We start from the raw sequence: 21,653 nt of genomic DNA on the forward strand, positions 1-21,653 counted from the left end.
ACCCGGGCGTCCGTCGTCGTCATCCCGCGGGGTGGCGGCTGGGGCGACCGTGTCGCCGCGGCCGCGCGCGAGCGCGGGCTGGACCCACGGATCGTCCCGTTGATCTCGTCTGCGCCCCCCGTGGATCCGGTCCCGTTGGAGACGGCGGCCTGGAGGCTCGGATCACCCTCCGCCGCCGGTGACGAAACCAGCGTGGCTGGGTACGAATGGATCGTGGTGACCAGTGCGACGGCGGTGCGCGTCCTCGCCGGACGCGTGGCGGTCCTCCCGTCGGGTGTCCGCGTGGCGGCGGTCGGTGACCGCACCGCCCAGGCCGCCCGCGATGCGGGCTGGGCGGTCCACCTCGTCCCGGAGGACGCGTCGGCGCGCGGGCTCGTCGACGCGTTCCCGGACGTGTCCGGCGCGGTGCTCTTCCCGCGGTCGGACATCGCCGCTCCCACCGTCGTCGACGGCCTGCGCGCCCGCGGCATCGACGTGGACGACGTGGTCGCGTACCGTACCGTGGGGACCGGCGACGAGCCGGTCTCCCTCGACACGGTGCCGGATGCGGTCCTCGTGACGAGCGGCAGCGTCGCCCGCGAGATCGCCCGCCGGATGACCCCGCTCGACCCCCGCACGCTCGTGGCGTGCATCGGCCCCGGAACCGCCGCCGACGCCCGCGCCGCGGGACTGCCCGTGCACGTCGTCGCGCCGGCCCGCTCCGCAGAATCCCTCCTCGACGCCGTCGTCGAGATCCTGAACCAGAACGCCCCCGAACAGGAAGGCACCTCAGTGACCGGCCGCTTCCCCCAGGTCCGCCCCCGCCGACTCCGCGCCACCCCGGCGATGCGTCGTCTGGTGGCCGAGACCCGTCTCCACCCGTCCGAGCTCGTGCTGCCGATGTTCATCCGCGAGGGCGCCACGTCCGCGGTGGACATCTCGAGCATGCCCGGGGTGCAGCAGCACTCGCTCGACTCGTTCCGGCGCGCGCTCGTCGACGCCGCCGACGCCGGGATCGGCGGGGTGAACCTGTTCGGCGTGCCCGTCTCGAAGGACGCGACCGGTTCGGGTGCGACCGACCCCGACGGCATCCTCAACGTGGCGATCCGCATCGCGCGTGAAGAGGTGGGTGACGCGCTCGTCGTGCAGTCCGACCTGTGCCTCGACGAGTTCACCGACCACGGGCACTGCGGTGTCCTGGCCGCGGACGGCAGTGTCGACAACGACGCGACCCTGCTGCGCTACCGCGACATGGCGGTCGCCCAGGCCGAGGCCGGCGCCGAGCTCGTCTGCATGAGCGGCATGATGGACGGCCAGATCGCCGCCGCACGTGACGCGCTCGATGCCGCGGGGTTCACCGGCACCGCACTCCTCGCGTACGCGGCGAAGTACGCGTCGGCGTTCTACGGCCCCTTCCGCGAGGCCGTGTCGTCGTCGCTCGTCGGCGACCGGCGGACCTACCAGATCGATGCCGCGAACGGTCGCCAGGGCCTCCGCGAGGTGGCTCTGGACGTGGACGAGGGCGCCGACATCGTGATGGTGAAGCCCGCGATGAGCTACCTCGACGTCCTCGCGTCGACCGCTGCGACGTCGCCGGTCCCGGTCTGGGCGTACCAGATCTCCGGCGAGTACGCGATGATCACCGCGGCGGCGCAGAACGGCTGGATCGACCGCGACGCCGCCGCGATGGAGTCGCTCGTCGGCATCAAGCGCGCCGGCGCCGACGCGATCCTGACCTACTTCGCGGTCGACATCGCCCGCACGCTCCGCCAGGAAGGCATCTGATGACGACCGCAGCTTCTCCCATGACGAACGGCCAGCTCTTCGGCCGCGCGAAGAACAGCATCCCCGGCGGCGTGAACTCGCCGGTCCGCGCCTACGGTTCCGTCGGCGGCACCCCGCGGTTCCTGGTGTCCGCGAAGGGGCCGTACGTCACCGACGCCGAGGGGCGCGAGTACGTCGACATGGTCGCGTCGTGGGGGCCCGCGATCCTGGGGCACGCGCACCCGGGCACGGTCGAGGCCGTCCAGCAGGCCGCCGCACGCGGGCTGTCGTTCGGTGCGTCGACCCCCGGGGAGACCGAGCTCGCCGAACTCGTGAAGCAGCGGGTGTCGGTCGACGGCGACGGCCCCATCGAGAAGCTCCGACTCGTGTCCACCGGGACCGAGGCCACGATGACGGCGATCCGGCTCGCCCGCGGGTACACCGGTCGGGACCTGCTCGTGAAGTTCGCCGGGCACTACCACGGCCACTCCGACTCCCTGCTGGCCGAGGCCGGATCCGGCGTCGCGACACTTGCGCTCCCGGGGAGCGCCGGCATCACCGCGGAGACGGCGGCGCAGACCCTCGTGCTGCCGTACAACGACCTCGACGCCGTCCGCCGCGCGTTCGACGAGCACTCCGAGCGCATCGCCGGCGTCATCGTCGAGGCCGCCGCCGCGAACATGGGTGTGCTCGCGCCGGAACGTGGCTTCAACCGGGCGCTCGCGCAGATCGTGCAGTCGCACGGCGCGCTGCTCATCGTCGACGAGGTCCTGACCGGGTTCCGCGTCGGGGCCGCCGGGTGGTGGGGGCTCGAAGCGTCGAAGGTCGTCCCGGACGGCGCCGGGTGGAAGCCCGACCTGATCACGTTCGGCAAGGTCATCGGCGGCGGTATGCCCCTCGCGGCGCTCGGTGGTCGTCGCGAGGTCATGGACTACCTCGCCCCGCTCGGCCCCGTGTACCAGGCGGGGACGCTCTCCGGGAACCCGCTGGCGGTGGCCGCCGGGATCGCCACGCTCCGTGCGGCGACGGCATCGGTCTACGAGTCGCTGAACCGGACGGCGTCGGTGATCTCCGCGGCGACGTCGGAGGCGCTGTCGGCCGAGGGGGTCGCGCACACCGTCCAGCGCGCCGGGAACCTGTTCTCGTTCGCGTTCTCGGAGCAAGCACCGCGCAACTACGACGACGTGCGGGCGCAGGACACCTGGCGGTACGCGCCGGTCTTCCACGCGATGCTCGATGCCGGTGTGACGCTGCCGCCGAGTGTGTTCGAGGCGTGGTTCGTCACGGCCGCCCACGACGACCGTGCCGTCGGGCGGGTGCTCGACGCGCTGCCGGCTGCGGCGAAGGCGGCTGCAGCGGCCACGGCCCCCTGACCGCTGGTTGGATGGCGGCATGCAACTCGCCGAAGCCCTCATCGAGCGGGCCGACCTGCAGAAGCGCATCGAGCAGCTCCGCGCCCGGATCGCGGGGAACGCCCGCTACCAGGAGGGCGAGGAGCCGGACGAGGACGCCGCTGCGCTCCTGGTCGAAGCCGAGTCGGCGATCGATGCGCTGGAGTCGCTCGTCGCCCGCATCAACGCGACGAACTCCGCGACCGTGCTCCCCGACGGCACGACCGTGACCACACTCCTGGCGCGCCGTGACGCACTCCGGCTCCGGCACGCGCTGGTCACCGGCGCGGCGGACGCGACCGGTGGTGGCTCGTACCGGCAGATGCGCAGTGAGCTCCGCACGTTCGCCGCGCTGCCGACGGCGGAGCTCCGGTCACGTGCCGATGCCCTCGCGAAGGAGCTCCGCGAGCTCGACGCGACGATCCAGCGCACGAACTGGGAGGTCGCCCTGGCGGACTGACACGACGAGCACGCGGTGCGTCGGTAGGCGGACCGGGGCGGGTACGGACCCGATGGACCGGCGGGTGATCCGGTCCTCTGTCGGCGCCGTGGGCAGCGCCAGGCGCAAGCCGTGCACATCGCAGCCCAGCACCGAGCACCGGTGACGGCGTACAGGGCACATCGCAGAACCGCGTACCGACCGGACCACCGAGGGTGGGACAGGGGACAGCACCGCTTCCCGGCTAGGCCGAGCGTCGAGCGTGCCAGCGCCCTTCTGCGCGCACGATGGCGAGCGGGAAGTCGAACGCGTGCGACACGGCGGACGACGTGATCACCTCGTCGGCGTCGCCCTGCGCGACGGCGGCACCGTCCCGGAGCAGCATCGCGTGGGACGTGGACGCCGGCAGGTCCTCGAGGTGGTGCGTGACCATCACGCTGCCGAGGTCCGGGTGTCGTCCGCGGAGGGCGTCGATCGTCTCCAGGAGGTGCTCGCGGGCGGCGACGTCGAGCCCTGTCGCCGGCTCGTCGAGGAGCAGGAGCTCCGGCTCCGACATCAGTGCTCGGGCGATGAGCGCACGGCCGCGTTCGCCCTGGGACAGGACCGGCCACCGGGAGTCGCGACGTGCCGTGAGTCCCACCGAGGCGATGTGCTCCTCGGCGCGTGCGACCTCGTCCGCCGTCGGCTCCCACCGCATCATGAGGTCCGTCGTCCCGGTCAGCCCGGTCAGGACGGTCTCGAACACCGTCAGCGGGGAGAGCATGCGGTGCCGGGGGTCGACGTGCCCGATGTGCTCGCGGAGTGCTCGGACGTCGACCCGGCCGAGCCGCGATCCGAGGACCTCGACCGTGCCGGCGGTGGGGTGCCCTGTCGCCCCGAGAACGGCGAGCAAGGTCGACTTGCCGGCGCCGTTCGGTCCGAGCAGGGCCCAGTGCTCGCCGCGCCGGACGGTCAGGTCGATGTCGTGCAAGAGGTCTCGGCCGGACCGGGTCACGCGGACGCCGGCGGCACTGATGAGGACGTCGTTCACGACTCCATCGTTCCGTACCGCGCACGGACGTCGACGACGTGCGCGTCGAAGTGGGTGGCGAGCGCGTGGAACGCCTCCGACACGGTGTCGGCGTCGCGGGAGTGGACTGCCTGGTCGAGCAGCTGGAGGTAGTCCTCGACGGCCCACTGCCGAACCGGCGGCGGCTCCGGCAGGATGTACGCCAACCGGGAGATCACGACGCTCGTCGTCTGTCGCATGGCGCGGTTCGGGCTGCGGAGCGCGAAGAACCTGGCGATCTCGAGCAGCGTGCCCGTGTAGGCGAAGTCCCGGACCCTGGCCTCACGCCGGGTCCGAGCGACCAGGGCGTCCAGCTCGGCGACGTCCGCGTCGGTCAGGTCCGCGATGCAGGTCCGTGCACACATCTCGTGCAGTCCGAGCAGCAGCCCGACCGTCTGCGCCCAGTCGTCGACCGTCGGCGTCGTCACCAGGATGCTGTCGTCGCGGTCGGGACCGGCGGCGACGAGCCCCATCACCTCGAGCCGTCGGATCATCGGCAACAGGCGCTGCAGGGGGACCCGGAACCGTGCGGTGAGGTCCCGGAACGCGTACGAGCGACCCGGTTCGAGCGACCCGTCGCGCACGGATCCGAGGAGTTCGAACCAGTCGTCGTCCGCGCGCCAGTCGGCCCAGTAGAGGGTCTCCGACGCTCCTCCAGCCGGGCGGGCCAGCGAGTCCGGCTCCCGGCCCAGTTCTCGGGCGCTCTCCGCCAGGTAGCGGCTCCACAGCCGCGCCAGCACGTGCGCGGCGCGTTCGGCGCTCCGGACGTCCCGGAGGCGGAGCGCCTGCGACGAGGAGGCCAGCCAGGCCTCGACGTCCGGGTTCCGCCACGGGGGTCTGGTGGCGAGGCCGTAGCGGGTCTGCTGCATCGACCGCACGAGGAGCCGTGCCGTGAAGGAATCCGGGCTCGTGCCCGCCCAGAAGTCGAGCGTCGCGAGCACCGTCGTGTCGAGCTCGTCGCCACGGTCGGCAGCCGCACGACGCGTGGCGGCCACGAGGGCGGCGTACCGCTCGACGTCGTCGTCCGCCGCGACGGGCACCAGGGCGCGCATCGCCACCTCGACGACACCGACGAGCAACCAGGTGCCCTCGGCCCACGCCACCGGGTCGAGCGGCGGGAAGCGCACCACGTCCCCGGGCAGCACGCGGGCCAGGCCGATGTCCGCGAGCCGCTGCAGGGCGCCCTCGAGCACCGCTGGGTGCACGGCGAACCGATCGCAGAGCGCGAGCACGTCGTAGTCGGTGTCGTCGCGGAGCGAGCCGTCCCGGATGCCGGCGAGCACGGTGGTGAACGCCTCGTCGAACACGGGACGACGGTCCCTGCCCGAGCGCGCGTCGTCCATGGTCAGCCGCGCGCGGCGCGGACCGACTCGATGTGCTGCTCGAAGTTGCGCGTGAGTGCACGCCCTGCCTCGGCCGCGGTCTCGCCGTCGCGGTCTTCGAGCGCGGAGCGCAGGATCGAGAAGAAGGCCTCGGACTCGTACTGCTCGAACGCCGGCGTCGGGTTGAGCGTGAAGCGCACGCGCTCCAGGGCGCCGTCGGCAGCGACCTGCACGAGCGGGTTGCCGCCGTGCGCGATCGCGAACTCGACGATCTCGGTGACGGCGCCGCTGAACCCGTAGTCGCGGACCCTCCGGAGCCCGTCGGCACGGTCGAGGAGCTTCTCGAGCGCGGAGGCATCGGCGTCGGTGTACTCGGGAACGCCCCAGCGCAGGCTGAGTTCGAAGAACCCGGCCATGGCGCGCGTGGCGATCACCCAGTCGTCGATCGTCGGCGTCGCGACACGGGTGTACCGGTTCGCTTCCATCTCCACGAGCCCGATGTCGACGAGCTTCGCGATCGCCTCGCGGATCGGGGTGCGACTCACCCCGAGCCACTGCACCAACTCGTCGTCATTGAGGCGTTCGCCGTGCTGGAGCGTGCCGTCGCGGAGCGCCGCGAGCATCTTGTCGTAGACGACGTCGCGCAGGAGCTTCCGGGGCGAGTTCTCGACGGTGGACTTCGGGACCGGCATCCGGGTGCTCCTCACATTGCGGCGTTCGGAATTCCAATCCTAACGTGTCAATATGCAAGCGTTTGTAGAATAATAGTATTGCAGAACGTCAGTACGATGTATCGACGATGGTTCGACCGTGCACCTGCCCGGCGACGATCGACGGCCCGAGCGCGATCGCCTCGGAGAGACCGACCGTGCGGGTGACGGACGCGAGCAGGGTCGGGTCGAGTTCGGCGGCGAGCAGGTTCCATGCCCCGCGCCGGAGCGCAGCCGGAGCGTCCACCGAGTTGATGCCGAGCAGCGACACCCCGCGCAGGATGAACGGCAGCACCGTCGTCTGGAGCTGGACGTCCTGGGCGAGCCCGCAGGCCGTCACCGCCCCGCCCCAGCGGGTCGAGGCGAGCAGGTTCGCGAGCGTCGCGCCGCCCACGCTGTCCACCGCGCCGGCCCACACCGCCTTCTGCATCGGCTTGCCGCGCTCCCCGAGCGGTCCACGGTCGACGACGTCCGTCGCACCCAGCGCCCGGAGCGACTCCGCGTTGCCCGGACGGCCGGTCGAGGCGGTCACGCGGTACCCGCGCCCGGCGAGGAGGGGGATGGCGACCGAACCGACGCCGCCGGAGGACCCCGTCACGAGGACCGGGCCGTCCGACGGGTCGACGAAACGGGCGAGCGCCAGCACGCTGAGCGCGGCCGTGAACCCGGCGGTGCCGATCGCGGCGGCGAAGTCCTCCGGCACCGAGTCGGGCAGCACCACGAGCGACGCCGACGGCACGACCGCCCGGGTCGCCCACCCGCCGTGCCGCGTCTCACCGGCGCCGGCGCCGTTCAGGACCACGTGGTCGCCGATCGCGACGTCGTGCACGCCCGGGCCGAGCGCGGAGACCGTCCCGACCACGTCGATCCCCGGTACCAGCGGGTCGATCCGGGCGACGCCCGGGTCACCGGCCAGCGCGAGGCCGTCCTTGTAGTTGACGCTGGAGTACGAGACGTCGACGAGGGCTTCGCCCTCGCCGGGGTCCGCCACGTCGACGGACGTGACGGCGGGGGCACTGGAACTGGAGACGAGGACGGCGCGGGTCACGCGCCGAACGCTACCCCGAGCCTCCAGTCAGGGCTCGACCGGAAGGCCGGACCGGACCGGAGGTCACCCGAACAGGATGGCGGCCTCGTCGAACCGCGCCTGCGGCACGGTCTTCAGCTCACCGAGCGCGTCCTCGAACGACACGTGCACGATGTCCGTGCCACGGAGCGCCACCATCCGTCCCCAGCGCTCCTCGACCACGGAGTCGATCGCCGCCAGGCCCAGGCGCGTCGAGAGCACCCGGTCGTACGCCGTCGGGGTGCCGCCGCGCTGGATGTGGCCGAGCGTCGTCGCACGTGTCTCGATGCCCGTCATCTCCTCGATGAGCGGTGCCAGGCGCTCGCCGATGCCCCCGAGCCGCGGGCGGCCGAAGGCGTCGAGCCCGCGCTCGGAGTGCGCGTTGTCCTCGTGGTCGGGGACGAACCCCTCGGCGACGACGACGAGCGGCGCGCGGCCGCGGTCGTACGCGGACCGGACCCAGGACGCGATCTGTTCGAGCGAGGTCTTCTGCTCCGGGATGAGGATCGCGTGCGCACCGGCCGCCATGCCGGACTGCAGTGCGATCCAGCCGACGTGCCGGCCCATCACCTCGGCGACCATGCAGCGCGAATGCGACTCGCCGGTGGTGCGCAGGCGGTCCATCGCCTCGGTCGCGATCTCGACCGCGGTGTCGAAGCCGAACGTGTAGTCGGTGGCGCCGAGGTCGTTGTCGACCGTCTTCGGGACGCCGACGATCTTCAGCCCGGCATCGGTGAGCCGCTTCGCCGCCGCCAGGGTGCCCTCGCCGCCGATCGCGATGATGGCGTCGATGCCGTGGCGCTCGAGCATGCGCTCGATGTTCTCCACGCCGCCCTTCTCGCCCTCGAACGGGTTCGTCCGGCTCGTCCCGAGGATCGTGCCGCCCTGCTTCGCGATGCCCTGGATGTCCTTGCGGCCGAGCGGGACGATGTCGCCCTCCACGACGCCGCGCCAGCCGTCGCGGAAGCCGACGAACTCGTGGCCGTGGATCGCGATGCCCTTGAGGACCGCGGCACGGATGACCGCGTTGAGGCCGGGGCAGTCGCCGCCGGAGGTGAGGATGCCGATGCGCATGGTGGGACTCCGATGTCGGGTGTGTGGATCTGGTCCCATCTTGGCCGACGGTGGTTTCGCTTACCATCCCTGTCATGCGCCTCGCCCGTCTCGACCCGGCTCCGACCGGCGGCGTGCGACGGTTCGACACGGTCTACCGGCCAGGAGGCCCTGTGCACGTGGCCGCGACGCTCCGGCCCCTGCAGCGCGGCTCCGGCGACCCCGCGTTCCGGGTGGTCGGCTCGGACGTGTGGCTCGCGTTGCGCACGCCGGACGGGCCCGCGTCGGTGGCGATCCGGCAGGCCGGGGACTCGATCGGGATCTCCGCGTGGGGGGACGGCGCGGAGTGGGCGGTCGAGCACGGACCGGACCTGGTCGGGCGTGGCGACGACTGGTCCGACCTCGACGTGTCCTCGCACGCGTTCCTCGCCGACGCCCGGCACCGGCAGCCGGGGCTGCGGTTGTGCCGGACGAACACGGTCGTCGCGATGCTCGTGCCGGCGATCATGGAGCAGAAGGTCACCTCCCGGCAGGCATGGGGTGCATGGCGGTACCTGTTGCGCAAGTACGGCACCCCGGCACCAGGGCCCGCCCCCGTCGGGATGATCGTGCCGCCGTCCGCCGCCGAGTGGGCGAAGGTGCCGAGCTGGGAGTGGCACCGAGCCGGCATCGAACCCGGGCGCTCGGCAACGGTCATGCGTGCCGTGAAGGTCGCCCCGGCCCTCGAACGGACGCTGGCGCTCGGCCGCGGGGGCACGGTCGTCGCCGCCCGGCTGCAATCGATCCCCGGCATCGGGAAGTGGACCGCTGCCGAGACGGCGCAGCGCTCCCACGGCGACCCGGACTCCCCGAGCGTCGGGGATTACCACGTGCCGGCGCTCGTCGGGTGGGCGCTGACGGGAGGCCCGGTGGACGACGACGGCATGCTCGAACTCCTCGAGCCCTGGCGTGGGCACCGCGAGCGGGTCGTGCGGCTCATCGGCGGCAGCGGTTTCCGGAAGCCCGCGTTCGGCCCCCGCATGACGATCCAGGACCACCGCCACCACTGACCCCGCGGTGCCCGCGTACCCGCGTACCCGCGTACCCGCTTCGCACCCCGCCACGAACATCGCGCCCCGACACGACGGGGCGCGATGTTCGTCCTGGGGCGCGATCCCGGGATCGCCGCCCAGGGCTACTTCTGCTCGGTGCCGTCGGGGTTCACGACGTACCAGACCCCGCCGACGCCCTGCCCGGTGACGTCGCCCGGCTTCGCGTCCGCCGCGTAGGTGTAGATCGGGCGACCGTCGACCGTGACCTGGAGCTTCCCGTCGACGCCCGTGATCGTGCCGACCTCGCCCGTCACCCCGGACACGGCGGGCTTCGCCGCGTCGGACTCGATCGCCGGCCATGCAGCGGCGCACCCGCCGGAGCAGGAGCTCTTCCCGGAGCCCTTGACGTCCTCGTCGTAGAAGTAGGCGGTCATGCCTTTCCCGTCGACCACGACCGTGCCGAGCGAGGTGGACGCCGTCGCGATGCCGTCGTCGGCGCCGTGCCCGCCGCCGCTGTCGCCGCCCTTGTCGTCGGTGCCGTACGCGCCGCCGGACGACGGAGACGACGCAGACGACGCAGACGACGAAGACGCCGACGCGGACGGAGCGGACGACCCGCCCGACGACGCCGACGACCCGGCCGAACAGCTCGCGAGCGCCAGCGCCGCGAACGCGACGCTCGCGACCAACAGCACGGAACGGGTGGAACGTGTGGTGCGCATGGGTGACCCCTGTCCTGCGGAGCCGAGCCGGGCCTCCCGGCACGAGCGGTCCCGCTCACCGGTGACACGGGTCGGCGGACCGGATCGTTCGATCCCGACCCGGATTGAACGATCCCGCTCCCTGCGTCGTTTCCCGGGCATGAGGACTCGGACCAAGGTGCTGCTCGGGATCGCCGCAGGCGTGGTCGTCATCGGCGCGGCCGGTGTGATCGGCGGACCGATCGTCTACGCGAACCTCGTGAACGGCTCGGCGGAGGCCGAGCCGACGCTCGCCCCGACCGGCGGGGCGACGCTCGACCCGGCCGATGCCGACGGCACGTGGCAGGCGGGCAACGACTCCTTCGCCGGGTACCGGGTGCACGAGGTCCTCCGGGGCCAGGATGTGACCGTGACCGGACGCACGAAGGACGTCGACGCCACCGCCACCGTGGCCGACGGGTCGCTCGATCGTGCGACGGTCACCGTGCAGGTCGCCTCGATCGCCACCCCCGAGTCGGCCCGCGACGAGTACTTCCGCTCCCAGGCCCTGCAGACCGACCGCTTCCCCACCGCCACCTTCCGGGTGACCGACCCCGTCGACGTGCGGGCGGCGCTCGCCGGCACCGACCGGGACGTGACCCTCCGCGGCGACCTGACCATGCACGGTGTGACGAAGACGGTGGAGGCGGACGCGCAGCTCGGGGTCGACGGCGACGGGCACGTCCAGGTCGCCGGGTCGATCCCGGTCACGTTCGCCGACTACGGCGTCGACGCGCCCGACCTCGGCTTCGTGAAGGTCGACGGCTCCGGCGCGGTCGAGTTCTCCCTCGAGCTGACGCGGTGACCGTGGGGGAGCGTCCCGCCGACGAACCGCTCGTGGCGCTGCACGCCGAGCACGGGGACGCGCTGCTGCGGTACGTGCGGCACCTCACTGCGGACCGAGCGCTCGCCGATGACGTGGTGCAGGAGACCCTGGTGCGGGCGTGGCAGCGACCAGCGGTGCTCGAGCGCGAGCCCGATGCTGCTCGGGCCTGGCTGTTCACCGTCGCGCGGAACCTGGTCGTCGATGACGCCCGCTCCGCCCGGCACCGACGCGAGTTCGGGACGGAGACCCCGGTCGACGAGGTGCAACCCGACCGGACAGACGCGGTGCTCGACGGCATCGTCGTCGCCGACGCACTCGCAGCACTCTCACCCGAGCACCGGCGGGTCGTCGTCGACGCGTACTGGCTCGGCCACACCGTCCCCGAGATCGCCCGCCGCCACGGCATCCCCGAGGGCACCGCGAAGTCCCGCCTGCACTACGGCCTCCGCGCACTCCGACTCGCACTGCAGGAACGAGGGGTGACCCGATGACCGAGGACCGCTACCGGGACTGGGACGCCGCGTACGTGCTCGGCTCGCTGCCGAGCGACGAGCGGCTCGAGTACGAACGGCACCTGGAGACGTGCGCCGCGTGCCGCGCCGCCGTCGCGGAGTTGGCCGGCATGCCGGGGCTGCTCGGTCGGTTGCCTGCCGAGGACGCCGTCGCGATCGCGGACCCGGACGGGAGGCCCGACCCGGCTCCGGCACGCCCGCTCGCCACGGTCGCGCACCGGGTGAGGACCCGCCGTCGCCGCCGCAGGGTGCTGGTCACCGTCACCGCGGGGCTCGCCGTCGTGGCCGCCGTGCTCGGCGGGGTCGCGATCGGTGCAGCCCGCGTTGGTCCGGCTCCGACGTCCGTGTCCGCAGGGTCCGAGCGCTACGCGATGTCGCCCGTCGCGGCCGCCGGGCTGCGGGTGGACCTCGACGTGACCCGGAAGGCCTGGGGGACCCGGTTCGACTGGGGCTGCACGTACGGCGGCCGCGACTGGGGGAACGGCAGCAGCGTCATGTACGACCTCGTCGTGGTGCGGAAGGACGGCACCGACGAGACCGTGGCGTCGTGGACGGCGTCCGGGCGCTCGGCTGCCGGCCTCGCGGCGGCGACGGACGTGCCGCTCGGCTCGATCGCGTCGGTCGAGGTCCGGTTGCACGGCGACACGAGGACCCTGGCGACCGTCCGGATCTGAGGGTCGTCCTGGTCAGTCGTGCACGGGGTCGACCGGGCCGAGCGCGTCCTGGACCCGGGCGCTGACCGACCGCAGCGTGTCCGCGTGGTCGCCCACGGGCTTCCAGAACAGCTGCTCGAGTGCGGCGGTGTGCGCGCGGATGCCGGCGAGCACCGCGCGGCGGCCGTCCGGCGTCATCACGACCCAGCTGCCGCGGCCGTCCGTCGGGCAGTCCGCGCGCTCGACCAGGCCGCGGGACACCATGCGCGTGACCTGGTGGCTGACGCGGGACTTCTCCCAGCCGATGCCGGCCGCGACGTCCCGCACACGCAAGCGGTGGTCCGGCTGCCGGTGCAGCCCGATCAGGATCTCGAACTCCGGGATCGAGATGCCCGCGCCGTGCTGCACGGCGTGGTCGAGGGCGCGGTCGAGACGTCTCCACACGTCGTGGTACGCGTCCCAGGTGGCCCAGTCGTGGCCGCCATCGCCCTGCTTCGACATGCGAGCAAGCGTATCCCGCTGACACATCGCTGACTGTTGGCCAGCACTCGGCGCGCTCCGAGGTGAGGTCGGTGCTGCGGCATACGATCAGACCATGCCGAGCGCCCGCCTCCAGGACTGCACCGACGACGCCGTGGCGCTCGTGCGACGCTGGCTCGCCGCGTCCGCGGGGGTCAAGCCCGATCCGGGTGCGGCCCGGCTGGCTGGCGTGCTCCGCGACGAACAGGGCCTCGACTTCACGTTCGGCTTCGTCGACAAGGTGATCCGTCCGGAAGACCCTCGCGTCGCCGCACGGAACCTCGAGAAGGTCAGCCAGGACGTCCCCGACTTCCTCGCCTGGTACCTCCGCGGCGCGGTCACCTTCGGTGGCGGCTTCGCGACGATGGCGCCGTGGGCCGTCATCCCCACGGCACGGAAGATCCTGCGCCGGATGACCGGCCACCTCGTCGTCGACGCGACCCCGGCGAAGCTCGGTCCGGCGCTCGCCAAGATCGGCGGCGACGGCACCCGGCTCAACGTGAACCTGCTCGGCGAAGCCGTCCTCGGCAGCGCCGAGAGCGACCGCCGGCTCCAGGGCACGATGGACCTCCTCGCGCGGGACGACGTCGACTACGTCTCGATCAAGGTCAGTGCCGTGGTGCCGCAGATGTCGATGTGGGCGTTCGACGAGACCGTCGACCGCGTCGTCGACCGCCTCGTGCCGCTCTACCGGCTGGCGGCGTCGAGCCCCACGCCGAAGTTCATCAACCTCGACATGGAGGAGTACCGCGACCTCGACGTCACGCTCGCGGTCTTCCAGGAGCTGCTGGGGCGCGAGGAGTTCCTCGGCCTGCACGCCGGCATCGTGCTGCAGGCGTACCTGCCGGACGCCGCGGGAGCGCTCGAGTCGTTGACGTCCTGGGCGATCGCCCGCAGGGCACGCGGTGGTGCCCCCGTGAAGGTCCGGCTGGTCAAGGGGGCCAACCTCGCGATGGAGCGCGTCGAGTCGATCGTGCACGACTGGCCGCTCGCGACGTGGGGCAGCAAGCGCGAGACCGACACCGCGTACCTCCGGATGCTCGACACCGCCCTGACGCCCGAGCGCACCGACGCCGTCCGCATCGGCGTCGCCGGGCACAACCTCTTCGACCTCGCGACCGCGTGGGTGCTCGCCCAGCGCCGCGGGGTGACCGACGCCGTGGACGTGGAGATGCTCCTCGGCATGGCCGCCACGCACGCCGACGCCGTCCGCGCCGACGTCGGACAGATCCTCCTCTACACACCCGTCGTCCAGCCGGACGAGTTCGACTCCGCGATCGCGTACCTGGCTCGGCGCCTGCAGGAGAACGCCAGCCCCGAGAACTTCATGTCGGGGGCGTTCGACATCGACCACGACCAGGCCGTGTTCGACCGGGAACTCGCCCGTTGGACCGCGTCCGTCGCGGCGCTCGACGACCCGGTCCCGGCGACGAACCGCACGCAGGACCGACGACGCCGCCCGGCCGAACCCGGCCCGCGCGACCACTTCGACAACGTCCCGGACACCGACCCGGCGATCCCCGCGAACCGAGCGTGGGCGGCGGACGTCCTCCGCCGCGTGCCCCGGTCGCAGCTCGGCAGCCAGACCATCCGCGGCGCACGGGTCCTCGACCGCACCAAGCTCGAACGGATCGTCGGCAGCACCGCCCAGGCCGGCGTGAACTGGGGCCGTCAGGACCCAGGTGACCGCGCCGAGCTGCTCGACCTGATCGGGCACGAGCTCGAGGTCCGGCGCGGCGACCTCATCGAGGTGATGGCGGCCGAGACCGGCAAGACCATCACCGAGGCCGACGCAGAGGTCAGTGAGGCGATCGACTCCGCCCACTACTACGCCGACCAGGCTCGAGGGCTCGCGTCCGTCACCGGTGCGCGGTACGTGCCCCCGCGACTGACCGTCGTCGTGCCGCCGTGGAACTTCCCCGTCGCGATCGCCGCCGGTGGGGTGCTCGCCGCGCTCGCCGCCGGCAGCGGGGTCGTCCTGAAGCCCGCCCCGGAAGCGAAGCGCTGCGGTGCCGTCCTCGCCGACGTGCTCTGGGACGCCGGAGTACCGCACTCGCTGCTGCAGCTCGTCGACCTCGACGAGGACATCCTCGGCCGACAGCTGATCGCGCACCCGGCCGTCGACCGCATCATCCTCACCGGGGCCGCCGAGACCGCCAGGTCCTTCACGTGGTGGCGTGCCGGGCTGCCCCTCACCGCCGAGACCAGCGGGAAGAACGCCATCGTCGTGACGCCGTCGGCCGACCTCGACCTCGCCGTGCAGGACGTCGTCCGATCGGCGTTCGGGCATGCCGGCCAGAAGTGCTCCGCGGCGTCGCTCGTCATCCTCGTCGGGTCCGTCGCCGAGAGCGAGCGGTTCCGTCGGCAGCTCGTGGACGCCACCAGGACGCTCCGGGTCGCCTGGCCCGACGATCCCACGGCGCAGATGGGTCCGCTCATCGCCGAACCGAAGGGCAAGCTCCGCACGGGTCTGACCGAGCTCGGCCCGGGGGAGTCCTGGCTCGTGCAGCCGGTCCCGCTCGACGACTCCGGTCGGCTCTGGTCGCCCGGCATCCGCGACGGCGTTCGTCCCGGGAGCGACTTCCACCAGACCGAGTACTTCGGCCCGGTGCTCGGGATCATGCACGCCGAGACCCTCGACGACGCGATCGCGATCCAGAACGGCACCGACTTCGGCCTCACCGCGGGGATCCACTCCCTCGACGTCGACGAGGTGGCCGACTGGATGGACCGCGTTCAAGCGGGCAACCTGTACGTGAACCGCGGCATCACCGGGGCGATCGTCCGACGCCAACCCTTCGGCGGGTGGAAGCAGTCCTCAGTCGGTACGGGTACCAAGGCGGGTGGTCCGATGTACGTCGCGACCCTCGGCCGCTGGGAGCCGACACCGCGCAAGGTCCACAAGAGCATCCAGCTGCACGGTCTCCCGCCGCGGGTCACCGCCGTGATCGAGGCAGCACGCAGCGGGCTGACCTTCGAGGAGTTCGACCAGGTCCGGGCCGGTGCCATCAGCGACGTGCAGGCCCGCACGGAGCAGTACGGCGTCTCGCACGACCCCTCGGCGCTCGTCGTGGAGCGGAACGTCTTGCGCTACCGCCCGCAGTCGATCATCGTGCGCCAGTCCGAGGATGCGTCGAGCGGGGACCTCATCCGCGCGCTCGTCGCCGCCACCGCCGCGCGCGCACACATCCTCCTGAGCACGGCGCGGCCGTTGCCCGGTCCCCTCACCCAGCTGTTCGCGTCGAGCAGGTCCCCGCTCGACGTCGTCGACCACCTGGTCGAGTCGGACGAGGAGTTCCACCGTCGCGCGGCATCGGGCGACGTCTTCCGCGACAGCTGGTCGAGCCCGACCGACGAACCGGAAGACGCCCTCGACGTCGTCCTGTCACAGGGGCGCGAGCGCCCGAAGCACACGGCCTTCGGCGGACCGGGCGCGCGCATCCGCCTGCTCGGCGGGGACGCCCTCGCGCTCGAGGAAGCGCTCGGCGCCAGCATCGACGTCGCGATCCACCACGCTCCCGTCGTCGAGTCGGGGCTGATCGAGATGCTGCCCTACCTCCGCGAGCAGTCGGTGTCGATCACCACGCACCGCTTCGGCGACGTCGACCGCGAGTTCGCCGAGCTCCGCGTCTGAGCGTCAGCCGCCGTCCGCGAGGTCGATCAGCGCGACGAGGCCGGCGGGATCTGGTGCATACCCGGAGTCGCGCTCCGACCGCCGTGCGCCGTAGAGCTCGTAGGCGCGGAGCGCCGTCTCCGGCTCCAGCCGATCCGACGTGAGCGCCGCCACCTCGGCCGCGCGCGCGTCGAAGGGAGTGGCGACCCGGTGGTGGACGGTCCCCGCTGCCAGGTCGGCGGCGCGCATCGACTCGACCAGTGCCTCCCGTCCGATCCCCAGGACCAGGTGCAGGCCGATGAGCAGGTTGCCGCGACCGAGCCGCGTGGCGGCGAGGGCCGCGTCGAACCGCACGGCGTTGTCGACGGGAGGCTCCGGCAGGACGAGCGTCGACCCGATGGCCGTCAGGTCGACCCGACGGCCATCCCGGGTGACCAGGCGGAGCACCTGCCCGTCGTCCGTGACGGACTCCTGCCAGGCCCACAGCCGGGTGTCGAGCAGCCGCTCGACGTCGAGGTGCTCGGACGTCGAGACCTCGACGTCGAGGTCGCTCCACTCGTCCAGGTCCCCGTCGACGAGCGAACCGTACGCCCGCACGCTCCCGTCCGGCAGCGCAGCGCGCAGCCGCTCGAGCAGTTCCGCCTGCCACGTCGCCATCGCTCCAGCATGCCGGATTACGGTGTCGGGATGGCACCGACAGCACGCAGGCTCGCCGCCGAGGGGCTGGTCAACGCCCGTGACCTCGGGGGCCTGCCGACGAGGGACGGCGGGACCACGCCGGCCGGTCGGTTCTTCCGGTCCGAGTCGGTCGACCGGGTCACGACGGACGGGTGGGCGGCGCTCCGCGACGCCGGCGTCCGGACCGTCGTCGACCTCCGGGCGCCGAACCCGGGGGTGTGCTGTTCCACTGCGCCGGCGGTCGGGACCGGACCGGGATCGTGTCCCTCGCGCTGCTGTCGATCGCCGGGGTCGCGGCTGACGCCATCGTGGACGACTACCTCGTCACGGTGGAGACCGCACCCGCATTGTTCGCCTCGATCGGTGTCCCGGTGCACGAGGAGCAGATCGAGGCGCTCTGCGCCGAGCACGGCACCACGGTCGCGGACGCGTTCCGCGCCGTCGTCGACGGCTTCGACGTGGACGCGTTCGTCGCCCGGTCCGGTCTGGACGCATCCGAACTGGAGGCCCTGCGCACGTTCCGCGCGCGCGTCACGTGAGTCGTGCCTCCCGTCCAGGGCAGCGGTCGCCCCTATCGTGGAACGATGCGGCACCTGATCCGACTCGACGACTGGACGGCCGCCGACGCGGCGGCCGTGTTCTCCCTCGCCGACGCCTACCGCGGTGGCGCGGGGCCGGTGACGGACGGTGCGGCGGTGATGTTCTTCCCGCCGTCGAGCCTGCGCACGCGGGTCTCGTTCGAGCGGGGTGCGCAGCTGATGGGCCTGCAGCCGATCGTCTTCCCGCCGGAGACGCTCGACAAGCCCGAGGCGCTCGGCGACGTCGCGGGGTACCTGGCGCAGTGGGCCGACGTCGTCGTCGCCCGGCACCCGTCGATCGCGGTGCTCGAGGAGCTGGCAGGTGCGGACGCGCTTCCCGTGGTGAACGCGATGACCGACGAGAACCACCCGTGCGAGGTGCTCTCCGACGTGTACGCGCTGTCACGGCAGAGCGACGTCCGCGCGCTGAACTTCCTGTTCGTCGGCGCGAACGGCAACATCGCGCGGGCGTGGCAGGAGGCCGCCGCGCTCTTCGACCTCGACCTCGTCCAGTGCTGCCCCGACGGACTCGCGACGCCGGGAGCGGTGTGGACGGACGACCTCGCGACCGCGATCCGTTCCGCCGACGTCGTGCTGACCGACGGGCCGGGTCGACACACTGCGGCGCTGGAGCGCTTCCGGATCACCACGGAACTGCTGGCGACCGCACCGTCCGGCGTGCGGTTCGCCCCGTGTCCGCCCTTCGTCCGCGGGCGAGAGGCGACCGCCGAGGCGCTCGCGGGGGAGGCCTTCGTCGGGTACGGGTTCAAGCGGTCCCTGTTGCCCGTGCAGCAGGCCGTACTGGCGTACTGCCTCGGCCTCGGCTAGCGATCAGTCCTCTTCGTCGCCGCGGTCTTCATCCACGACGCCGGTCTCGTCCATCCGGTCGCGGAGGTGGTCGGCCATCGCGGCCGCGCCCTCGTGCCCGTGGTCCTGGTCGACCTGCTCGATGAGGCCCGAGAGCTTCTCGTGGTTCGTGGCCTCGGTGGCGCCGTCCATGACGGGCTCGGTCTGTTCGTTGTCGCTCATGGTCGGGACGCTACGCGCGGGCCCCGTGAGCCACGCGAAACGGACACCCGAACTGGGGGACCGAACTGTCTGTCCCCCTTTGTGCGGACCCGCTAGTGTCGTCATCAGCGAACCGCACCCGATCGGCGGTACCCCCGACCGCCGAAGGTTCGCCGAGAGCAACGATGCTCCGGCCCTTGAGCGTCCCCTGTGCTCGGGCCGGAGCATCCTTGCTCGTGTCAGCGCCTGCGGCCTGCCCCGACCAGGGTCACCTCGGCCACCGCGAGTGCGCTGGCGATGGCGAGCTGGCTGGTCGCGACCCGCTGCCATGGGCCGCCGACGAACAGCAGGGGCAGCATGGTCACCGCGTGGACGACGTCGACGGCTGCTCCGAGTGTGTGGGCGTTCCCGGATCCGGAGCGCAGCAGCAGCGTCGCCTGCGCGAGCTGTCGCGCTCCGAGGACCCGGTTGAAGACGGCGGTCCGCGGCTGCCGCCCCGCGCCGAGCAGGTGCACGACCCCGAGCGTGGCCCTGACGCCCTCGACGACCGATGCGCCCCGAGCGCGGGAGACCCTGACCCGACTCACCGACGTCGCCCCGCTGCGACCGCCGCGGGCAGGCTCTGTCCGTCCTCCGCCTCGGTCTGCTGCCCCGACACCAGTGTCTTCGCGGCGTACCAGTCGGCGAATGAGGCACTGACGCGGTTCCCGATGATGGTGGCGCGGACCTCTGCTGCCGCGGCTTCCGTGCCGTCCAGTCCGCGGGCGAGGACCGCGACGTCCCACCCGCGGGCGGCAAGCTCCCGAACCGTTGCTCGTCCGAGGCCTGCCGAACCACCGGTCACCACTGCTACTCGTGTCATGTGCCCCTTGTACCGGGGCGAGTCCGCGTCGGGCTCAGGTGCTGTCCCCCGGACGCGCTCGTCGATGAGAGCATTCCGATGTGTCTGTTCTCAGCGGTGTCCGTGCGGTCGTGTTCGACGTCGGCGAGACCCTCGTCGACGAGACCAGGGCATGGACCGAGCTCGCGAGACACGCCGGTGTCACGCCGTTCACGCTGATGGCTACGCTCGGGGCGCTCATCGAGCGTGACGTCGCCCACCGCCAGGTCTGGGACGCGCTCGGAGTGCCGGCACCAGGACGGACGCAGGGGGTCGAACCAGCCGATCTCTACGACGATGCACTGTCGACACTCGACACCGTGCGCGACGCCGGATTCCTGGTCGGCATCGCCGGCAACCAGCCGATCGGGATCGAGCGGCAGCTCGCGGCCGCGGGGTTCGTGGCGGACTTCGTCGCGTCGTCCCAGGCATGGGGGACGGAGAAGCCGTCGTCGGCGTTCTTCGACAGGATCGTGGAGCGCACCGGTACGACGCCCGACCGGATCCTGTACGTCGGTGACCGACTCGACAATGACGTGCTCCCCGCCAGACGTGCGGGCATGCGCACGGCGTTCATCCGGCGTGGGCCGTGGGGGCATCTGCACGCCGGACGACCCGAGGCGAAGCTCGCCGACGTCACGATCAGCTCGCTCCAGGAGCTTCCGCCACTGCTCGGCTGATCGTCAGAGACCCTTGCGGCGGTCGGTCTCCCACAGGTCGAGCTCGATCGAGTCGCCCTCCGGCAACAGCCCGGCGAGGATCTCGACCAGGCGCTGCGCCTGCGAGGCGTGTTCGCGTGCCTCGCCCTCGGTCGGCCAGCCCGACTCCCATGAGTACCGGTCGTTGAAGTTCGCGGCCCACGCACGGACTGCCGCCTCGACTCGTGGCGGCAGGTCGGGCTGACCCGGGCCGCACTTCCCGACGTCGGCCCAGAACGGCCAGAGGACGCCGTACTCGTTCATCAGCCGGTAGTGCATCGGTTCATCAAACGGCATGGAACGGTCGTCGGCTAGCGTCGCTCGTGTGAGTCGCGATGTCGAGACCCTGCCGAAGACCTACCAGCACGGACCGGACTCGGTCCCGCACGACGGGATCCCACGCGGTCGCATCGAGCGGTTCACGTGGGATGCCAGCAGCGTCTACCCGGGCACGACCCGCACGGTCCACGTGTTCGTCCCTGCGCAGTACGACCCCGCGGAGCCGGCAGCGCTCATGGTGTTCCAGGACGGAGGGCTCTACCTCGACCCAGGACTCGACATGCGCGCGGGGACGGTCTTCGACAACCTCATCGCCGAGGGGGCGATGCCCGTCACGATCGGGGTGTTCGTCGATCCTGGGCAGCCCGGGAACCGCAACGCCGAGTACGACCCCGCCGACAGCCGGTACGGCGAGTTCCTGCTGCGCGAGATCCTGCCGGCCGTGCGCGAGCGGTTCGGACTGGCGATCACGGACGACCCCGATCAGCGCGCGATCTGCGGCGGCAGCAGCGGTGGCAACTGCGCGTTCACGGTCGCGTGGGAGCACCCCGATTCGTTCCGCAGGGTGCTGACGTTCGTCGCGAGCTTCGCGCAGATCCCCGGTGGCAACCCGTACCCGTCACTGATCCGCTCGACGCCCGCGAAGCCGCTGCGGGTCTTCCTGCAGGCGAACCGGTTCGACCTCAACCACGACGAGCCCGAGCTGAACTGGTACAGCAACAACCTCCTCGTCGACGCTGCTCTCGCGGAGCGCGCCTACGACCACCGTCTGGTGCTCGGCGACGGCGGCCACAGCCCGAACCACGGGGGAGTGATCCTGCCTGATGCCCTGCGCTGGTTGTGGCGGGCATGAGGATGCCCGCCGA

Annotated in this window: 24 protein-coding genes and 2 pseudogenes; 14 read left to right on the top strand and 12 right to left on the bottom strand. The window is 72.1% G+C overall.

Annotated features, from left to right (window positions below):
* Nucleotides 1-21: 21 nt before the first annotated feature.
* The 4 genes and pseudogenes from QK288_RS03445 to QK288_RS03460 all read left to right on the top strand — a co-directional run.
* Nucleotides 22-705, top strand: a pseudogene (locus QK288_RS03445) (uroporphyrinogen-III synthase); the annotation flags it as partial.
* A gap of 66 nt (nucleotides 706-771) precedes the next feature.
* Entirely contained in the window at nucleotides 772-1,764 is a 993-nt protein-coding gene (gene hemB, locus QK288_RS03450) for a porphobilinogen synthase (protein WP_281267650.1), read from the top strand.
* Between the two features lie 20 nt (nucleotides 1,765-1,784).
* Nucleotides 1,785-3,116: a glutamate-1-semialdehyde 2,1-aminomutase gene (gene hemL, locus QK288_RS03455; protein WP_281267651.1), complete on the top strand. Its 1,332-nt coding sequence runs from the start codon at nucleotides 1,785-1,787 to the stop codon at nucleotides 3,114-3,116.
* A 19-nt stretch (nucleotides 3,117-3,135) separates the two neighbouring features.
* Nucleotides 3,136-3,594 carry a DIP1984 family protein gene (locus QK288_RS03460; RefSeq protein WP_281266418.1) on the top strand — a complete coding sequence of 153 codons (459 nt, stop codon included), beginning with the start codon at nucleotides 3,136-3,138 and terminating at the stop codon, nucleotides 3,592-3,594.
* A 223-nt stretch (nucleotides 3,595-3,817) separates the two neighbouring features.
* Here the strand turns inward: QK288_RS03460 and QK288_RS03465 are convergent, their stop codons facing one another.
* The 5 genes from QK288_RS03465 to QK288_RS03485 form a co-directional block, all read right to left on the bottom strand.
* The gene (locus QK288_RS03465) at nucleotides 3,818-4,603 is read right to left on the bottom strand and encodes an ATP-binding cassette domain-containing protein (RefSeq protein ID WP_281266419.1); all 786 of its coding nucleotides are present in this window, start codon (nucleotides 4,601-4,603) and stop codon (nucleotides 3,818-3,820) included.
* Nucleotides 4,600-5,928, bottom strand: a complete 1,329-nt coding sequence (locus tag QK288_RS03470) for an FCD domain-containing protein (protein ID WP_281266420.1) — start codon at nucleotides 5,926-5,928, stop codon at nucleotides 4,600-4,602. The genes QK288_RS03465 and QK288_RS03470 overlap by 4 nt, the downstream gene beginning before the upstream one ends.
* A gap of 38 nt (nucleotides 5,929-5,966) precedes the next feature.
* Nucleotides 5,967-6,635, bottom strand: a complete 669-nt coding sequence (locus QK288_RS03475) for a GntR family transcriptional regulator (RefSeq protein WP_281266421.1) — start codon at nucleotides 6,633-6,635, stop codon at nucleotides 5,967-5,969.
* A gap of 88 nt (nucleotides 6,636-6,723) precedes the next feature.
* Complete coding sequence (locus tag QK288_RS03480) at nucleotides 6,724-7,701, bottom strand: acryloyl-CoA reductase (protein ID WP_281266422.1); 978 nt, start codon at nucleotides 7,699-7,701, stop codon at nucleotides 6,724-6,726.
* A 63-nt stretch (nucleotides 7,702-7,764) separates the two neighbouring features.
* Entirely contained in the window at nucleotides 7,765-8,793 is a 1,029-nt protein-coding gene (locus tag QK288_RS03485; protein WP_281266423.1) for a 6-phosphofructokinase, read from the bottom strand.
* A 74-nt stretch (nucleotides 8,794-8,867) separates the two neighbouring features.
* On the opposite strand from QK288_RS03485, the gene QK288_RS03490 reads away from it, so the two are divergent.
* The gene (locus QK288_RS03490) at nucleotides 8,868-9,821 is read left to right on the top strand and encodes a DNA-3-methyladenine glycosylase 2 family protein (RefSeq protein WP_281266424.1); all 954 of its coding nucleotides are present in this window, start codon (nucleotides 8,868-8,870) and stop codon (nucleotides 9,819-9,821) included.
* A 125-nt stretch (nucleotides 9,822-9,946) separates the two neighbouring features.
* Here the strand turns inward: QK288_RS03490 and QK288_RS03495 are convergent, their stop codons facing one another.
* Nucleotides 9,947-10,525, bottom strand: a complete 579-nt coding sequence (locus QK288_RS03495; protein WP_281266425.1) for a hypothetical protein — start codon at nucleotides 10,523-10,525, stop codon at nucleotides 9,947-9,949.
* A 139-nt stretch (nucleotides 10,526-10,664) separates the two neighbouring features.
* On the opposite strand from QK288_RS03495, the gene QK288_RS03500 reads away from it, so the two are divergent.
* The 3 genes from QK288_RS03500 to QK288_RS03510 are packed head-to-tail and all read left to right on the top strand — an operon-like array spanning nucleotide 10,665 to nucleotide 12,555.
* Nucleotides 10,665-11,348, top strand: a complete 684-nt coding sequence (locus QK288_RS03500) for a YceI family protein (RefSeq protein WP_281266426.1) — start codon at nucleotides 10,665-10,667, stop codon at nucleotides 11,346-11,348.
* A complete protein-coding gene (locus QK288_RS03505) occupies nucleotides 11,345-11,860 on the top strand; it encodes a sigma-70 family RNA polymerase sigma factor (protein WP_281266427.1) in 516 nt (171 codons plus the stop codon). The genes QK288_RS03500 and QK288_RS03505 overlap by 4 nt, the downstream gene beginning before the upstream one ends.
* On the top strand, nucleotides 11,857-12,555 hold the full coding sequence (locus tag QK288_RS03510) for a zf-HC2 domain-containing protein (protein WP_281266428.1): 699 nt from the start codon (nucleotides 11,857-11,859) through the stop codon (nucleotides 12,553-12,555). Before QK288_RS03505 ends, QK288_RS03510 begins: the two co-directional genes overlap by 4 nt.
* Nucleotides 12,556-12,567: 12 nt before the next feature.
* On the opposite strand, the gene QK288_RS03515 is transcribed toward QK288_RS03510, so the two are convergent.
* A complete protein-coding gene (locus QK288_RS03515; RefSeq protein WP_281266429.1) occupies nucleotides 12,568-13,035 on the bottom strand; it encodes a MarR family winged helix-turn-helix transcriptional regulator in 468 nt (155 codons plus the stop codon).
* Between the two features lie 94 nt (nucleotides 13,036-13,129).
* Here QK288_RS03515 and QK288_RS03520 point away from each other — a divergent pair, with 94 nt between their 5' ends.
* On the top strand, nucleotides 13,130-16,687 hold the full coding sequence (locus tag QK288_RS03520) for a bifunctional proline dehydrogenase/L-glutamate gamma-semialdehyde dehydrogenase (protein WP_281266430.1): 3,558 nt from the start codon (nucleotides 13,130-13,132) through the stop codon (nucleotides 16,685-16,687).
* 3 nt (nucleotides 16,688-16,690) lie between these two features.
* On the opposite strand, the gene QK288_RS03525 is transcribed toward QK288_RS03520, so the two are convergent.
* A complete protein-coding gene (locus tag QK288_RS03525) occupies nucleotides 16,691-17,323 on the bottom strand; it encodes a nucleotidyltransferase domain-containing protein (RefSeq protein ID WP_281266431.1) in 633 nt (210 codons plus the stop codon).
* A 30-nt stretch (nucleotides 17,324-17,353) separates the two neighbouring features.
* On the opposite strand from QK288_RS03525, the pseudogene QK288_RS03530 reads away from it, so the two are divergent.
* The 3 genes and pseudogenes from QK288_RS03530 to QK288_RS03540 all read left to right on the top strand — a co-directional run.
* A pseudogene (locus QK288_RS03530) lies at nucleotides 17,354-17,494 on the top strand (tyrosine-protein phosphatase); the annotation flags it as partial.
* A 110-nt stretch (nucleotides 17,495-17,604) separates the two neighbouring features.
* Complete coding sequence (locus tag QK288_RS03535; protein ID WP_281266432.1) at nucleotides 17,605-17,883, top strand: tyrosine-protein phosphatase; 279 nt, start codon at nucleotides 17,605-17,607, stop codon at nucleotides 17,881-17,883.
* 45 nt (nucleotides 17,884-17,928) lie between these two features.
* Nucleotides 17,929-18,750 carry an ornithine carbamoyltransferase gene (locus QK288_RS03540; protein ID WP_281266433.1) on the top strand — a complete coding sequence of 274 codons (822 nt, stop codon included), beginning with the start codon at nucleotides 17,929-17,931 and terminating at the stop codon, nucleotides 18,748-18,750.
* A gap of 3 nt (nucleotides 18,751-18,753) precedes the next feature.
* Here the strand turns inward: QK288_RS03540 and QK288_RS03545 are convergent, their stop codons facing one another.
* From QK288_RS03545 to QK288_RS03555, 3 genes are all read right to left on the bottom strand, one after another.
* The gene (locus tag QK288_RS03545) at nucleotides 18,754-18,951 is read right to left on the bottom strand and encodes a hypothetical protein (protein ID WP_281266434.1); all 198 of its coding nucleotides are present in this window, start codon (nucleotides 18,949-18,951) and stop codon (nucleotides 18,754-18,756) included.
* A gap of 218 nt (nucleotides 18,952-19,169) precedes the next feature.
* Complete coding sequence (locus QK288_RS03550; RefSeq protein ID WP_281266435.1) at nucleotides 19,170-19,517, bottom strand: hypothetical protein; 348 nt, start codon at nucleotides 19,515-19,517, stop codon at nucleotides 19,170-19,172.
* Nucleotides 19,514-19,792 carry an SDR family NAD(P)-dependent oxidoreductase gene (locus tag QK288_RS03555; protein WP_281266436.1) on the bottom strand — a complete coding sequence of 93 codons (279 nt, stop codon included), beginning with the start codon at nucleotides 19,790-19,792 and terminating at the stop codon, nucleotides 19,514-19,516. The genes QK288_RS03550 and QK288_RS03555 overlap by 4 nt, the downstream gene beginning before the upstream one ends.
* A gap of 80 nt (nucleotides 19,793-19,872) precedes the next feature.
* On the opposite strand from QK288_RS03555, the gene QK288_RS03560 reads away from it, so the two are divergent.
* Nucleotides 19,873-20,490 (top strand): HAD family hydrolase, encoded by a 618-nt coding sequence (locus tag QK288_RS03560; RefSeq protein WP_281266437.1) that lies wholly within the window; start codon nucleotides 19,873-19,875, stop codon nucleotides 20,488-20,490.
* A gap of 3 nt (nucleotides 20,491-20,493) precedes the next feature.
* Here the strand turns inward: QK288_RS03560 and QK288_RS03565 are convergent, their stop codons facing one another.
* Nucleotides 20,494-20,805, bottom strand: coding sequence for a hypothetical protein (locus QK288_RS03565; protein ID WP_281266438.1), 312 nt, complete (start codon nucleotides 20,803-20,805; stop codon nucleotides 20,494-20,496).
* Between the two features lie 28 nt (nucleotides 20,806-20,833).
* Here QK288_RS03565 and QK288_RS03570 point away from each other — a divergent pair, with 28 nt between their 5' ends.
* The gene (locus QK288_RS03570) at nucleotides 20,834-21,640 is read left to right on the top strand and encodes an alpha/beta hydrolase-fold protein (RefSeq protein WP_281266439.1); all 807 of its coding nucleotides are present in this window, start codon (nucleotides 20,834-20,836) and stop codon (nucleotides 21,638-21,640) included.
* Nucleotides 21,641-21,653: the final 13 nt, after the last annotated feature.

Source organism: Curtobacterium sp. 9128, from assembly GCF_900086645.1.
Taxonomy (GTDB): Bacteria; Actinomycetota; Actinomycetes; order Actinomycetales; family Microbacteriaceae; genus Curtobacterium.

Excerpts from the sequence above, each read along its gene's own strand:
- QK288_RS03545 (WP_281266434.1), bottom strand. The coding sequence starts at position 18,951 with ATGAGCGACAACGAACAGACCGAGCCCGTCATGGACGGCGCCACCGAG.
- QK288_RS03515 (WP_281266429.1), bottom strand. The coding sequence starts at position 13,035 with ATGTCGAAGCAGGGCGATGGCGGCCACGACTGGGCCACCTGGGACGCG.
- QK288_RS03460 (WP_281266418.1), top strand. The coding sequence starts at position 3,136 with ATGCAACTCGCCGAAGCCCTCATCGAGCGGGCCGACCTGCAGAAGCGC.
- QK288_RS03525 (WP_281266431.1), bottom strand. The coding sequence starts at position 17,323 with ATGGCGACGTGGCAGGCGGAACTGCTCGAGCGGCTGCGCGCTGCGCTG.
- QK288_RS03565 (WP_281266438.1), bottom strand. The coding sequence starts at position 20,805 with ATGCCGTTTGATGAACCGATGCACTACCGGCTGATGAACGAGTACGGC.
- QK288_RS03555 (WP_281266436.1), bottom strand. The coding sequence starts at position 19,792 with ATGACACGAGTAGCAGTGGTGACCGGTGGTTCGGCAGGCCTCGGACGA.
- QK288_RS03495 (WP_281266425.1), bottom strand. The coding sequence starts at position 10,525 with ATGCGCACCACACGTTCCACCCGTTCCGTGCTGTTGGTCGCGAGCGTC.
- QK288_RS03475 (WP_281266421.1), bottom strand. The coding sequence starts at position 6,635 with ATGCCGGTCCCGAAGTCCACCGTCGAGAACTCGCCCCGGAAGCTCCTG.
- QK288_RS03485 (WP_281266423.1), bottom strand. The coding sequence starts at position 8,793 with ATGCGCATCGGCATCCTCACCTCCGGCGGCGACTGCCCCGGCCTCAAC.
- QK288_RS03510 (WP_281266428.1), top strand. The coding sequence starts at position 11,857 with ATGACCGAGGACCGCTACCGGGACTGGGACGCCGCGTACGTGCTCGGC.
- QK288_RS03520 (WP_281266430.1), top strand. The coding sequence starts at position 13,130 with ATGCCGAGCGCCCGCCTCCAGGACTGCACCGACGACGCCGTGGCGCTC.
- QK288_RS03490 (WP_281266424.1), top strand. The coding sequence starts at position 8,868 with ATGCGCCTCGCCCGTCTCGACCCGGCTCCGACCGGCGGCGTGCGACGG.
- hemL (WP_281267651.1), top strand. The coding sequence starts at position 1,785 with ATGACGAACGGCCAGCTCTTCGGCCGCGCGAAGAACAGCATCCCCGGC.
- QK288_RS03540 (WP_281266433.1), top strand. The coding sequence starts at position 17,929 with ATGCGGCACCTGATCCGACTCGACGACTGGACGGCCGCCGACGCGGCG.
- QK288_RS03500 (WP_281266426.1), top strand. The coding sequence starts at position 10,665 with ATGAGGACTCGGACCAAGGTGCTGCTCGGGATCGCCGCAGGCGTGGTC.